This window comes from Catenovulum adriaticum, assembly GCF_026725475.1.
GTDB lineage: Bacteria > Pseudomonadota > Gammaproteobacteria > Enterobacterales > Alteromonadaceae > Catenovulum > Catenovulum adriaticum.
This window is the reverse complement of the sequence record NZ_CP109965.1, coordinates 1,700,558-1,714,176: the sequence shown is the minus strand read 5'-3', so window position 1 is coordinate 1,714,176 and position 13,619 is coordinate 1,700,558. Positions and strand designations below refer to the sequence as shown.

Sequence of the window (13,619 nt, the reverse complement as noted above, 5' to 3'; positions counted from 1 at the left end):
AAAAGCAATGAGCAGTCTATTTTGAATAATCACTATTGGTTAAAGGGCGTTTTTATTTTTAATTTGATTAATGCCTGTGTGTTAACGCATACACAAGTGCATGCAACTGAAATAGAAATGTTTGCCTACTCAAATTCATACTCTAATGCATTACCGCTTAAAGAATTAGTAGAAGACAAATGGAAAAGCAAGCCAAGCAGTCATTCAGACCTGGCCTATTCTACAAACTCTTTAGGAATTCAATACCAAGCAAAACATTGGTATTTTAGCTTAGGTAAGCGATTAGACTTAATTGCTAATGCTAGCCCAGATTCAGTACTGGCGTTGTATCAAGACAAACTCGATAAACCGTTTTCAATTGAAAAAACTTACCAACTTGATATTGAGCTTGAGCAAATGGAGGCAGAGTTTGTTTCAGTTGGTTATCAATACTGGGCTGAAAATTGGCAGTTATTACCCATTGTTTCTTATTATCAGTTAGATAAAATGCGAGAGAGTCAGTTAAACGGAACGGTTGAGGTAAATCAACAAGGCGATTTTTTAGGCAGAGTTACTTTTGGTGAATACTATACTGAGCAAAATTTACTAAAGCGTCCATATGATCATTGGCGGCAAGATGGCAAAGGCATCAGCCTAACGGTTAAATTTAACTACCAGTGGGGCGATAATTTGTACTTATCTGCTAATGGATATGATTTATTAAGCCGTCTTGAATTTAAAAATACCGGTTTTAGTTCAGGGGTGTTAGACACCAATAATACCTATCGACCTGAACTCGGATTAAATAGTATAGGGCCATTGTTTAGTGGTGTTGAGACAGAATCTGATACAAGTTTGAAATTAAATACTCGATATGAATTAAAATTAGATTATAACACGCCCGCTTCTGGTCAACTCTGGTTAAGTGCTCACGCTGAACGTTTTGCTGGCCATCAACGTTTATGGTTAGGTGGATATAAACAAGGCCAGCAAATTAAGTATCAATTAGCTTTTGATGTGTTAAATGCCGTTGGGCAAATTGGACTACAAGTACCTTATTTAAAATTGAATTTAGCGCTAGATAAACTGGATGTGAAACAAGCTAAACAGTTTAAACTAGCCGCCGCATTTTATTATCAGTGGTGATTATAAGCCTTCGCTGATTTTAAGGTAAGCTTTAAGATAAGCAAAAAAGAGAGATGCTAAGCTAATAATACCAGTTAATTAACCAGTATTATTAGCTTGTATTTTTAAATTATTAGATTGATTAATATGACCAACGCAAACCAAGAGTGAATGCATTATTGTAAAAATTAACCTCAGGCACACTAACACTATTTCCGTTACCTTTGTCTTCTGTCACCACATCTCGATATTTGTAGTAACTAGTAAAAGTAGCTAATAAACCTAAATTATCAAAAAGCTGATACCGTAACCCCAGTTTACCGATTAAACTGTAACCGCCAAAAAATTCATTTAAAGTTTCACCCTGAATTGTGGTGTTTTGGGTGATACTATAAATAGGAATACCTGCTTCAATACCTGTATACCAAGTCCAGTCACCTCGATTTGGTAATTCATTAGGTTCATAGCGGTAGCCAAACAACGCGATTAATTCGTCTTGGATTTCAGATATTGCAACGTTCGATTTATATCTGTCAGAAATATCGCCATTTGGCAATACAAATGGGTCCATGCCATCTGCAGCTAATTGAGCATTGAATTCATCGGCTCCGGGTTGTTCAAATTCAAAATGTGAACGAATAAAGCTTAGCGAGCTTAAACGAAAGCCGGAAATAATTCGGTGTTGTTCAGTCCATTTATAGCTTAGCCTAAAAGCTAACTCGTTATGGTTAATCTTAAAATCATTTTGCTGGATATCACCAAATTCACCTAAAGACCAGGTTTCGGTTTGTACACTGGGCGCAAGCGACGCAAAACCATCTAAATATAAGCCATATTCATCATTAATCGCCACGTAGGCTGAATTTCGAGTGGTGATATTATATACATTGATATCTTGTTTAAGCTGACCGTAGCCAGCTAAATTATTTAATTTTTCAGAATAATTTATGGTTTCTAAGCCCAGCTCAATATCACTGAAAGATTTTATCTTTTTTTCTGCTGAGAAAGCGGAGGTTGATGCTAAAGAAGCGGCCATCATGACGGCTATTTTTGTTTTTTTATCCATTGTACTGCCTGCTGAATTTAATTTTCCATGCAACGAAGGGGTAAATGTTGTACCAAAAATGAGGCACAGTTCACATAATATAACAAAGTCAGAATATTGCCAATTTTTACGGGGATTGAACGGAATTTGATGAAAAAGGGTAAAAGTGAGGGGTTTTTGGTGATAATAGCAGGTAAACGTAAATAATATCGCTTTCTGTTAATCATTCATACTAAATTATGCGGATAACGATGGCGAGAAAGCGAGATAAACTTAATCAACCCACATTTTTTGCATAAATTTAATTTCTTCAACTCGTCCTGTTTTTGGATCGGTTAACGTGACATAAAAGCGAAATGTTTCTTCATTGGCATGGCGAACTTCAGCTAAATAATAAACAGCATTGCCTTCATCTACTTCTTTAAAATTCAGCTCTTTTCTTTGTCCAACTAAATTTTTGGCGTAGCCTTCTAATTTAAGTTTTAGCGGTTGTTTAGGTTTTTTATCTTTATCTAAAATACTGATATTAATTAAGCCATTATTATTACGGCGCTCAACTCCGACCGCTTTAGCTACATTGGCTTGAATAAAAGTAGATGGAAACGCAATATGATGAATTTCCCAATTTTTAATATTAGTTTGATGATCTGTATTTTGTGCGTAGCTATTTATGTTTAACAAACAAAAACATAAAGCCAATAATTTTATTAAATAAGAGTTCATAATAATCGCTTTAGTAAGATATAAAATAGATAAATTAAATTAAGCAGCTTGGGATAAAGTTTAGTTAACTTTTTTGTAAATACATTTCGTATAAGCTGCGTATTAGCATTTTAAATGAATCGCCAGTCAGTTGATGACGATTCATTTTTTCCTATCTTGAATTTAAGTATTAAAAACGACCAAATACATCCGCAATTAATAAATTGATAAATTGAATTGCAATAATGGCAATCAATACCGATAAATCTAAACCGCCCATAGGTGGTAAAATATTGCGAATTGGACGCAAGAAAGGTTCGGTTAATTGAAATAATATATACTCGGCTGGATTGTTGCCTTGGCTAAACCAACTTAAAATTGCGCGGATTATCAAAATCCAAAATGCGAGATTTAAAAACTCTTTGATTACCGCCATTAAAGCAGCGATAGAGAGCGCGACAGGGTTAAGTGGCCCCAGCCCAACCACTAAACTTAATACAACATATTTTGCCGCTGCGACAACTAGTGCTAATACTAAAGCCGCTATGTTCCATTTACCTTTTGCGGGCAAAATAGCTTGAAAGGGCACAAGCAAAGGGTTAGTTGCCTTGACGACAAATTGACAAAGCGGGTTATAAAAATCTGCACCGGCCGCTTGCATCCAAAATCGCAAAACAACTACCATTAATAATAAATCGAACACTATTCCAATTAAAAAGTGCATTGCATTCATAAATATATCCGTAAATTCAGTTTTTAGAGCTTATGTTAGTCATCTAAATAAATAGTTTTCTAATAAAGCGGGTTAAAATAATTTAGCCATTTCTTGTGATCGGCTAATGGCTGCTTGCATCGCTTTTTTAATAATACCTGTTAAATCCGACTGGTTAAAGCTTTCAAGCGCACAGGCTGTTGTTCCGCCTTTAGAAGTCACTTGTGCTCGCAAAGTTGCAATGTCCACATCATTTTGTTTCACCATTTCTGCCGACCCTAGAGCCACTTGCTGAACAATTGCTTTGGCTTCTTTTTCATCAAAACCTAACTCGACGGCTTCTTTAATCATGCCTTCCATAAACAAGAAAAAGTAAGCGGGTGCGCTGCCGGCCAGTGCAATAATGTGATCAATTCCAGATTCGTCTTCAACCCATACGGTTTTACCCACCGCTGACATTATTTGGTTGGCATACTCTTTATCAGACGTTGTCACATTTTGCGGTGCAAATAAGCCCGTCATGCCTAAACCTAATAAACTTGGTGTGTTGGGCATTGTTCGAATTAAACGACAAGGCGCGTTTAACAATTCGAGCAAACGTGATACTGGTAAGCCTGCCGCAATTGAAATAAATAATTTAGAGGTTTTTTCTGCCTCAGTTAAGCTCAGCTGTGACAACATATCGGCCATTAACTGAGGTTTCACCGCCAGAATTATAATATCTGCTTGTTTTGCTACGGCGGAGTTATCTTGACTGATATTAATATTGTGTTTTGCGTTTAGTGCATCTAACTTTTCGGTAGATGGATTACTGGCAAAAATAAAGTCACTTGGATACCCATTTTTTACCATGCCTGAAATGATGCTGGCGGTCATGTTGCCTGCGCCAATAAAGGCAACTTTTTTAAACTCTGTTTGTTTGTCTTGCATATGACCTTCTTTATCTATTGGGTTAATTGTATTTTAGTGTTTGCTTACCGTTATCTAGTGGCTCTTTTAGTGGCTCTTTCACCGAAGATAGCTGTGCCAATGCGCACCATAGTACTGCCGTTTTCAATGGCTAACTGCATATCGTTTGTCATTCCCATGGAAAGCGTATCCACATTTGGGTATTGCGCTTTAAGCGATAAAAACAATTGCTGCATTTGCTGTAATTGGCGTTTTTGTAATGTTTGGTCGGCTGTTTTTTGTGGAATGCACATAATGCCACGTAAAGTTAAATTAGGTAATTGGCTGACCAGCTTGGCTAACTCAAACATCTGAGTTTTGTTTGCACCTGATTTGTTATCTTCTTCAGAGATATTAATTTGCAAACAGACATTTAATTTTGCTGATGCATCAGGTCTTTGGTCGTTTAATCGCTGAGCCACTTTGAGTCTGTCGACACTTTGCACCCAATCAAAATGTTCAGCAATGAGTTTGGTTTTATTAGATTGAATTGGACCGATAAAATGCCACTCGATTTCATCATAGCGAGTGTCGTATTGGCTCTGATTGTTAAGTTGCTGAATTTTTTCAACCGCTTCTTGTACATAGTTTTCGCCAAATAAACGCTGACCAGCGGCATAAGCTTCTATAACTGCGCTTAATGGTTTGGTTTTACTAACTGCTAATAATTGAGTCTGTTGAGGTGTTTGTGCATTGAATTGCTCAATTTGAGCTTTAATGGTTTGCAGATTATGGGTGATCTCAGACATAGTTTATGATTGTTTACCCTAAAGTTAAGCCGCGTTAAATTGAAATTTGTCGAAGTGCCAGTTTAAAATTAAGCGTGATTTATTTAAAGAGGGGCTAGCATAAATTAAATGCTAACCCTTTTATCACTGAAAAACCGTTAATTAGCTTAATTGCGACTGTATAAACGCAATGGCTTCATCTATTTTAATCGTTTGTTTTTCACCTGTACGACGATTTTTGTATTCCACTAAACCTTCGTCTAAATTACGCTCACCAATGACAATAACGTGAGGTAAACCAATTAGCTCCATATCAGCAAACATGACCCCAGGACGCTCCTTACGATCATCGAACAAAACGTCAATGCCTGCATTTTGTAAATCGCTATATAATTTATTTGCCACGTCAGGAATTCGATGAGATTTATGCATATTCATTGGTAGCACACAAACTTGAAATGGTGCTATGTTAGCAGGCCATTTAATACCGAATTTGTCATGGTTTTGTTCAATTGCGGCTGCAACAATACGCGAAACCCCAACGCCATAACAGCCCATGGTTAAGGTTTGATGCTTGCCTGATTCGGTTAATACGCCAGCTTTCATGGCTTCACTGTATTTGGTGCCTAATTGGAAAATATGGCCCACTTCGATACCACGTTTGATCATCAGTTTGCCTTGGCCGCAAGGACTGGGATCACCTTCTACTACGTTACGGATATCGTTAACTTGATAATCAGTTATATCTCGATCCCAGTTTACGCCCGTTAAATGGAAGCCATTTTCGTTTGCACCACAAACAAAATCAGCAAGGTGTGCTGCGCTTTTATCTACAATAACAGGTACAGTTAAACCAACCGGGCCGATTGAGCCTGCATCGCAATTGGCAGCCGCGTTAATTTGTGTTTCGTTAGCGAAGGTTAAAGGTGCAAATACTTGAGATAACTTTTCAGCTTTAACTTCATTTAATTCATGATCGCCGCGCAGTACAAGCGCCACCACACCGTTAGCTTCACCATCTTCATCGCAGGCTTGAACCAATAAAGTTTTGATCGTTTGAGCTGCCTCGACATTCAGTAATGCTGAAACGGCTTCAATTGAATGGGTATCTGGAGTCGCTACTTTTTCAACATTTTGAGTGGCATTGGCTCGTTCGCCACTAGGTGCTAACGCTTCTGCTTTTTCAATATTGGCCGCATAATCACTCCCATCACTAAATACAATTGCGTCTTCGCCTGATTCAGCTAACACATGAAATTCGTGTGACATGCTACCACCGATTGAGCCAGTATCGGCTAACACAGGACGATATTCTAAGCCCAAGCGATCAAAAATATTACAGTAAGCTTGATGCATTTTATCGTAAGTTTGCTGTAAGCATTCGTCTGATAAATGGAATGAATAACCATCTTTCATGGTAAATTCACGTGCGCGCATTACGCCAAAACGAGGGCGAACTTCGTCACGAAATTTAGTTTGCACTTGATATAAATTGATAGGGAGTTGTTTGTAACTATTAATTTCTTTACGCACTAGCTCGGTAATCACTTCTTCGTGAGTTGGGCCCAATAAAAATGGGCGTTCATGTCTGTCTTTTATGCGCAGTAACTCAGGCCCAAATTTTTCCCAACGGCCAGACTCTTCCCATAAATCGGCAGGCTGAACAACAGGCATGAGCACTTCGATAGCGCCAGCTTTGTCCATTTCTTCACGAACAATATTTTCAACTTTTCTAAGGACTTTTAAACCAGATGGTAGCCAAGTATATAAACCTGATGCGAGTTTTCGAATCATGCCTGCTCTAAGCATAAGCTGGTGGCTGATGACTTCAGCATCAGATGGTGTTTCTTTTAAGGTAGATAACAGATATTGAGTAGTGCGCATTGCAGCAAAATTCCGTAACGTTAATGGTTAAATTAAAGGTATTTTTTATTTGGCGCATTGTAGCAGTTAAATACCGGCTATCAATGCTGAGACTGCCTTTTGCTAGGCTTATTTTTTATCTAAATATTCTTCGTCGTAAAAAGTACGTACCCAGTTCGGTAAATAAATAATGCCGATCGACATTGACATGCCATTTAACATAGCTTCAGGAAAAGCCAATAAAACTAATAAAATTAGATAGTTATCAAATATAACTTGCCATTCGTACAAACCGGAAATAGCGTAAAAGCCAGATAAGATCAACATTTTACAGCCAATTGCGGCTGCACCAGCAAAAAAACTACAAACAAAAATGTAAACAAAAAAGTGGCGGGGTAGCTTATGATAGCTCAGTACATATATTAGATAGCTCACCATGACAGGTACAAATACGCCACTAATAAAATGGATTGCAAACCATAGCCAGTCTTCTGATAAGTATATAAAATTGCCGATTAGAGCAAACAAACCCGAAAACAAAGCCAGTCTAGGGCCTAAATATAGGGTACAAGCGGTTAACCATAAAAAGTGAACATTTAAGCCTGGATAAACAGATGCTTGAATTGACCATAAAAAAAATAGCAGGGCTGTATAGCCAAAAAACAAGTGTTGTTTTTGCCGTTGTTTTAGCAATAAAGCAAGCGTAGCTTTATCAAAAGAAAGATAAATAATGAGTGCAAAAGCGATAAAACTAAATAAAAACAACACAAGATTACCTATTAATTAGCATTGTAAGTTTAAAGCCTAACCTTAGGCTTTAAACGTAGTCCAGATTGGCGCGTGATCTGATGGTTTCTCTATCCCACGTAGTTCATAGTCTACATCACTTTCTATAGTTCGCTGTGCTAATGGCTGCGTTGCTATGATTAAATCTATACGAAGCCCTCGGTTGTCGTCAAAGCCTTTTGAGCGATAATCAAACCAGCTATATTTTTTATCTTCTGTTGGGTGTAATTGTCTAAACGTATCAACAAATCCCCAAGCTAGTAATGTGTTTAACCATTCGCGCTCTTCAGGCAAAAATGAACATTTTCCGGTTCGTAACCAACGCTTGGCGTTATGATCGCCTATTCCAATATCTAAATCAGTATGTGAAATATTAACGTCGCCAATAATAGCAATGGCTTGATCGGGTTTATAGTGTTGATTTAACTCATTATTTAAATCTTTATAAAACTTGTTTTTTGCCGGAAATTTAATTGGGTGATCGCGATTTTCACCTTGTGGGAAATAGCCATTGAATACAGTAACAGGGGCACCATTTTCATCTTCATAGGTTGCTATTATCATTCGGCGCTGTGCATCATCGCCATCTGTTTTAAAGCCTTTTTGGATAAAGGTAGGCGCTTTTTTTGACATTAGCGCCACGCCGTAATGGGCTTTTTGGCCATGAAACTCAACGTGATAACCCATCTCTTCGATTGCCGCTAATGGAAACGCATCATCATGAACTTTAATTTCTTGTAAACCAATAACGTCGGGGCTGTGTTTCTCAATTAATGCTTCTAATTGATGAAGGCGGGCACGTAAGCCATTTATATTAAAAGATACAATTTTCATAAATTTAAAATTATCTAAAGCATTTTAGTCATGTCGCAAGTGTATGAGTTTGAATTTGATTTCGCAATATATATAGCCGCGATCGTCATGCATCAGTAATTATTTTAGACTTTTTTTCGTTTTACTATTGAAAAGCCGGAAACTAATCATACATAGGAATCAACGCTTATTATGCAAAGCGCTTAATCAGTTAATTTTTTTAATGCAGGGTTGAAATTCCAATAGAATAACCCCATTAAAAGTTCAAGTTTCATACTCAATATTAATTTGAGTGTTTGTTGTTAAATTATTAGTTCGGAGATTTTCCAGATGGGTAAAATCATCGGTATTGACTTAGGTACTACCAATTCATGTGTTGCTGTTTTAGACGGCGACAGCGCAAAAGTTATTGAGAACGCTGAAGGTGATCGCACAACCCCTTCCATTATCGCGTATACAGAAGACGGCGAAACGTTAGTCGGTTCACCAGCAAAACGCCAGGCAATTACTAATCCAAAAAACACTTTATTTGCCATCAAGCGTTTAATTGGTCGTCGCTTTACAGATAAAGAAGTTCAGCGTGACGTTGATATTATGCCATTTTCTATTACACAAGCTGACAACGGTGATGCTTGGGTTGAAGTTAAAGGCGAAAAAATGGCGCCACCACAAATCTCTGCTGAAGTTTTGAAAAAAATGAAAAAAACAGCGGAAGATTATTTAGGTGAAACAGTTACAGGTGCTGTTATTACGGTTCCGGCATACTTCAACGATGCTCAGCGACAAGCCACTAAAGATGCAGGCCGAATTGCTGGCTTAGAAGTTAAACGTATTATTAACGAACCAACAGCTGCTGCATTAGCCTATGGCATGGACAAAAAGTCTGGCGACAATGTCATTGCTGTATACGATTTAGGTGGTGGTACATTTGATATTTCAATTATTGAAATTGATGAAGTTGAAGGCGAGCATACCTTTGAAGTACTAGCAACCAATGGTGACACTCACTTAGGTGGTGAAGATTTTGATAATCGTTTAATCACTTATTTAGTTGATCAGTTTAAATCTGACCAAGGCTTTGATTTACGTAAAGATCCATTAGCGATGCAACGTTTAAAAGAATCAGCCGAAAAAGCTAAAATTGAATTGTCATCAGCACAGCAAACAGAAGTTAACTTGCCTTATATCACTGCTGACGCTTCAGGTCCTAAGCATTTAAACATTAAAGTGACTCGTTCTAAATTAGAGTCGTTAGTTGAAGATATGGTTAAGGCAACGTTAGAGCCATTAAAAACGGCTTTAAAAGATGCAGACTTATCAGTAAGCGATATCCAAGATGTTATCTTGGTTGGTGGCCAAACACGTATGCCACTAGTACAAAAAACTGTAACTGAATTCTTTGGTAAAGAACCTCGTAAAGATGTTAACCCAGATGAAGCGGTTGCAGTAGGTGCAGCGGTTCAAGGCGGTGTATTATCAGGTGATGTAACAGACGTATTATTATTAGACGTTACACCATTATCACTTGGTATTGAAACTATGGGTGGTGTAATGACACCTGTAATCGATAAAAATACAACGATTCCAACGAAAAAATCGCAAACGTTCTCAACAGCTGATGATAATCAATCAGCGGTTACGGTTCATGTTATTCAAGGTGAGCGCAAGCAAGCTAGTGCAAATAAATCTTTAGGTCAATTCAACCTTGAAGGTATTCGCCCAGCCCCACGTGGTGTGCCGCAAATTGAAGTAACATTTGATATTGATGCGGATGGTATCTTACACGTATCTGCAAAAGATAAAGATACAGGGACAGAACAAAAAATTACCATTAAAGCTTCTTCAGGCTTAAGCGATGATGAAGTAGAGCAAATGGTACGTGACGCTGAAGCTAATGCTGAATCGGATAAGAAATTTGAAGAGTTAGTTCAAGCACGCAACCAAGCTGATGGTTTAGTTCATGCAACTAAAAAGCAAGTGGAAGAAGCGGGTGCTGAGTTAGCAGCAAACGATAAAGAAGCGATTGAAGCTGCTATTGCCGATTTAGAAGAAGCACTTAAAGGCTCTGATAAAGAAGCAATTGAAGCAAAATCTCAAGCGTTAATTGAAGCTTCAGCTAAATTAGTAGAAATTGCACAAGCTAAAGCACAAGCCGAAGGTGGTAGTGCAAATGCAGGTGCAGAGCAAAATGCATCAGCAGATAATGCAGATGACGTTGTTGACGCTGAGTTTGAAGAAGTGAACGACGATAAAAAATAATAGACAAAATTAGGCAATTAGCCTTAAAGCTTGCCAGTCGTGTTGCTGGCAAGCGGTCTAAGTTTTATCTAAACGGGTGCTTGCGCCCGTTTGACCGTTTTGCAGTAACCTAAATTTGAGCAAAATAACTGAGCAAGATATATGTCCAAACGCGATTATTACGAAGTACTCGGCGTAGAGAAAAGCGCTGGTGAGAAAGAAATTAAAAAAGCTTACAAGCGCTTAGCAATGAAATATCACCCAGATCGAGCCAAGGGTGATAAATCAATGGAAGAAAAATTTAGAGAAGTTCAGGATGCTTATGAAATTTTAAGCGATCCTAATATGCGTGCGCGATATGACCAGTATGGTCATGCCGGTGTTGATCCTCAAGCCTCAGGTGGCGGTGGTGGTGCTGGGCCACAAGATTTTTCTGATATTTTTGGTGATGTATTCGGTGATATATTTGGAGGTGGCGGAGGTCGTCGTCAATCACGTGCTCAGCGTGGTTCAGACTTACGTTATAACTTAGATATGTCGCTTGAAGATGCGGTGCGTGGCAAAGACGTTGAAATTCAAATACCAACCGCAGTCGCCTGTGAGCCTTGTGATGGTACAGGTGCTAAACCGGGTTCAAAACCAACGACTTGTTCAACTTGTGGTGGTATTGGCCAAGTTCAAATGCGCCAAGGTTTTTTTGCCGTTCAACAAACTTGTCCAACTTGTCATGGGCAAGGGCAAATTATTTCAGACCCTTGTAAGCACTGTTCAGGCCAGGGTCGGGTTCAAAAAAATAAAACCTTATCAGTTAAGATTCCAGCGGGTGTTGATACTGGCGACAGAGTAAGATTATCAGGCGAAGGTGAGGCCGGTGCTCATGGTGCCCCAGCGGGTGATTTGTATGTTCAGGTGAATGTTCGCCAACACAATATATTTGACCGCGATGGCAACAACTTGTATTGCGAAGTGCCTATCGGCTTTACCACAGCTGCATTGGGCGGGGAAATTCAAGTACCCACTCTAGATGGCAAAGTTAAGCTAAAAATACCAGAAGAAACGCAAACGGGACGCATGTTTAGAATGCGCTCAAAAGGGGTTAAATCTGTACGTAGTGGTGCAATTGGTGATTTAATTTGTAAGGTTGTAGTCGAAACACCTGTTAGTTTAACTGATTCGCAAAAAGCTATTTTGCAACAGCTTGAAACCGAAATGGAAGGTAAAAGCGCTCGTCATAGACCAAAAGAAACAGGTTTTTTTGATGGGGTAAAACGTTTTTTTGACGACTTACGCAACTAATCTGCTATATATTAACGCTTAAAAACGCTACACTTAAAAAGCTACCTTAGGGTAGCTTTTTTTATATAAATCATTGAGTACTTACAATTATCAGGATGTTAAAATGAAAAAATTACTCGTGTTTGTACTAACCTTTCTCTTTGTTGTTGCTTGTGCTAAATCACCCACTGGACGAAGCCAGTTTATCTTGGTTGATTCAGATACCATGGCTCAAATGGGATTAGAAAGTTTTGAGGCGATGAAAGAAGAGCAAAAAGTTTCAACGAATAAAAATCTAAACCAATACGTGCAGTGTGTGGCTCGACCTATCTTAAAAACATTACCGGCTGATTGGCAAGATGGCTGGGAGATAGTTGTATTCGATAGTGAGCAAGTTAATGCATTTGCATTACCAGGGCGAAAAATTGGCGTTTATACAGGCATTCTCGGCGTTGCAGAAAACGCCGACCAATTGGCCGCTATTATTGGTCATGAAGTAGGGCATGTTATTGCTAATCATGGTAGTGAACGTGTATCACAAAGTACTGCTGCTAATGCTGTTATGCAAGGTGCATCCTTATTATCTCAAGGTAGTGAATATCAACAAGCCATTATGACAGGGTTGGGTTTAGGTGCACAATTTGGCGTATTATTACCTTATAGCCGTACCCATGAATCTGAAGCGGATGTAATTGGCCTAAAGTATTTAATTGAAGCCGGATTTAAAGCCGAAGAGTCAATGGCATTGTGGGAAAATATGAACAAATTAGGTGGTGAGCGTCCAATGGAATTTATGTCTACTCACCCAGCGCCAGATACGCGCATTAATAATCTTGCCAAACACATTGAAAGTTATCGCAGCCAAGGGGTTAAAGCTCAATTCTCGCGCCCTAACTGTAGCCGATAGTTTTTGTGGTTTGGGTATTTATTATTGAACGAATAAGTAATGACTAAAAAAACCTTTAATACTTATAAAGTAATCCGCCTGTTAACGTGGGGAATAGGCGGCATTGCTTTAGTTATTTTTTATATCTGGTTTGAATTTTTTACGCCTAAGGTAACATCTGATCGTAACCAAGCTGTAGACTTTAACCCTTTTGTTTGGGCTAAGTCATCTCAAGACTATTCCGCTACTAATGCTCGTCGAATGATGTATTTAGACTTAGTTCAGAATCATTTAACAAAAGGTCAGGGCCGACTGGCAATTGATAAAATGCTAGGCACGCCAGACTATATTGATAATCAAAAACGCTATTTTTATTTGCTCGAATATCAAATTAACACCTCGAAATTTGATTACTTAGTTATTCAGTTTAATCGAGATAATAAAGTCGTTTTGTATTATCGAACTCAAAAATCGACTCGGATTAATACCGCTTCAAATTATCATGATTAATCAGGATTA

Annotated in this window: 13 protein-coding genes; 5 read left to right on the top strand and 8 right to left on the bottom strand. The window is 38.3% G+C overall.

All coding sequences use genetic code 11. The features are described 5' to 3' along the window. Positions 1-21 precede the first annotated feature (21 nt). Positions 22-1,125, top strand: coding sequence for a hypothetical protein (locus tag OLW01_RS07630; protein WP_268073224.1), 1,104 nt, complete (start codon positions 22-24; stop codon positions 1,123-1,125). A gap of 121 nt (positions 1,126-1,246) precedes the next feature. Here OLW01_RS07630 and OLW01_RS07625 read toward each other — a convergent pair whose 3' ends face one another. The 8 genes from OLW01_RS07625 to xthA all read right to left on the bottom strand — a co-directional run bounded on the left by OLW01_RS07625 (position 1,247) and on the right by xthA (position 8,722). Then, positions 1,247-2,170, bottom strand: coding sequence for a hypothetical protein (locus OLW01_RS07625; RefSeq protein ID WP_268073223.1), 924 nt, complete (start codon positions 2,168-2,170; stop codon positions 1,247-1,249). 252 nt (positions 2,171-2,422) lie between these two features. Next, on the bottom strand, positions 2,423-2,872 hold the full coding sequence (locus tag OLW01_RS07620; RefSeq protein WP_268073222.1) for a DUF4426 domain-containing protein: 450 nt from the start codon (positions 2,870-2,872) through the stop codon (positions 2,423-2,425). 169 nt (positions 2,873-3,041) lie between these two features. After that, a complete protein-coding gene (locus OLW01_RS07615) occupies positions 3,042-3,584 on the bottom strand; it encodes a YggT family protein (protein ID WP_268073221.1) in 543 nt (180 codons plus the stop codon). A gap of 72 nt (positions 3,585-3,656) precedes the next feature. Then, positions 3,657-4,493, bottom strand: coding sequence for a pyrroline-5-carboxylate reductase (proC, locus tag OLW01_RS07610; RefSeq protein ID WP_268073219.1), 837 nt, complete (start codon positions 4,491-4,493; stop codon positions 3,657-3,659). Positions 4,494-4,543: 50 nt separating this feature from the next. Further along, positions 4,544-5,260 carry a YggS family pyridoxal phosphate-dependent enzyme gene (locus tag OLW01_RS07605; protein ID WP_268073218.1) on the bottom strand — a complete coding sequence of 239 codons (717 nt, stop codon included), beginning with the start codon at positions 5,258-5,260 and terminating at the stop codon, positions 4,544-4,546. Between the two features lie 141 nt (positions 5,261-5,401). Then, positions 5,402-7,123 (bottom strand): proline--tRNA ligase, encoded by a 1,722-nt coding sequence (locus tag OLW01_RS07600; RefSeq protein WP_268073216.1) that lies wholly within the window; start codon positions 7,121-7,123, stop codon positions 5,402-5,404. Positions 7,124-7,231: 108 nt separating this feature from the next. Further along, positions 7,232-7,870 carry an energy-coupling factor ABC transporter permease gene (locus OLW01_RS07595; protein ID WP_268073214.1) on the bottom strand — a complete coding sequence of 213 codons (639 nt, stop codon included), beginning with the start codon at positions 7,868-7,870 and terminating at the stop codon, positions 7,232-7,234. Between the two features lie 42 nt (positions 7,871-7,912). Beyond that, positions 7,913-8,722, bottom strand: a complete 810-nt coding sequence (xthA, locus tag OLW01_RS07590; RefSeq protein ID WP_268073212.1) for an exodeoxyribonuclease III — start codon at positions 8,720-8,722, stop codon at positions 7,913-7,915. A gap of 309 nt (positions 8,723-9,031) precedes the next feature. Between xthA and dnaK the strand changes: the two genes are divergently transcribed. From dnaK to OLW01_RS07570, 4 genes are all read left to right on the top strand, one after another. Continuing rightward, on the top strand, positions 9,032-10,960 hold the full coding sequence (gene dnaK, locus OLW01_RS07585) for a molecular chaperone DnaK (protein WP_268073210.1): 1,929 nt from the start codon (positions 9,032-9,034) through the stop codon (positions 10,958-10,960). Positions 10,961-11,101: 141 nt separating this feature from the next. Beyond that, complete coding sequence (dnaJ, locus tag OLW01_RS07580; RefSeq protein WP_268073208.1) at positions 11,102-12,235, top strand: molecular chaperone DnaJ; 1,134 nt, start codon at positions 11,102-11,104, stop codon at positions 12,233-12,235. Between the two features lie 103 nt (positions 12,236-12,338). Beyond that, a complete protein-coding gene (locus OLW01_RS07575) occupies positions 12,339-13,121 on the top strand; it encodes a M48 family metallopeptidase (protein WP_268073206.1) in 783 nt (260 codons plus the stop codon). A 39-nt stretch (positions 13,122-13,160) separates the two neighbouring features. Then, positions 13,161-13,610 (top strand): hypothetical protein, encoded by a 450-nt coding sequence (locus OLW01_RS07570; RefSeq protein ID WP_268073205.1) that lies wholly within the window; start codon positions 13,161-13,163, stop codon positions 13,608-13,610. Positions 13,611-13,619: the final 9 nt, after the last annotated feature.

What these genes read in the sequence shown, in the direction of transcription:
- OLW01_RS07570 (WP_268073205.1), top strand. Translation starts at nt 13,161, where the DNA reads ATGACTAAAAAAACCTTTAATACTTATAAAGTAATCCGCCTGTTAACG.
- OLW01_RS07615 (WP_268073221.1), bottom strand. Translation starts at nt 3,584, where the DNA reads ATGAATGCAATGCACTTTTTAATTGGAATAGTGTTCGATTTATTATTA.
- OLW01_RS07605 (WP_268073218.1), bottom strand. Translation starts at nt 5,260, where the DNA reads ATGTCTGAGATCACCCATAATCTGCAAACCATTAAAGCTCAAATTGAG.
- proC (WP_268073219.1), bottom strand. Translation starts at nt 4,493, where the DNA reads ATGCAAGACAAACAAACAGAGTTTAAAAAAGTTGCCTTTATTGGCGCA.
- dnaK (WP_268073210.1), top strand. Translation starts at nt 9,032, where the DNA reads ATGGGTAAAATCATCGGTATTGACTTAGGTACTACCAATTCATGTGTT.
- OLW01_RS07620 (WP_268073222.1), bottom strand. Translation starts at nt 2,872, where the DNA reads ATGAACTCTTATTTAATAAAATTATTGGCTTTATGTTTTTGTTTGTTA.
- xthA (WP_268073212.1), bottom strand. Translation starts at nt 8,722, where the DNA reads ATGAAAATTGTATCTTTTAATATAAATGGCTTACGTGCCCGCCTTCAT.
- dnaJ (WP_268073208.1), top strand. Translation starts at nt 11,102, where the DNA reads ATGTCCAAACGCGATTATTACGAAGTACTCGGCGTAGAGAAAAGCGCT.
- OLW01_RS07625 (WP_268073223.1), bottom strand. Translation starts at nt 2,170, where the DNA reads ATGGATAAAAAAACAAAAATAGCCGTCATGATGGCCGCTTCTTTAGCA.
- OLW01_RS07575 (WP_268073206.1), top strand. Translation starts at nt 12,339, where the DNA reads ATGAAAAAATTACTCGTGTTTGTACTAACCTTTCTCTTTGTTGTTGCT.
- OLW01_RS07600 (WP_268073216.1), bottom strand. Translation starts at nt 7,123, where the DNA reads ATGCGCACTACTCAATATCTGTTATCTACCTTAAAAGAAACACCATCT.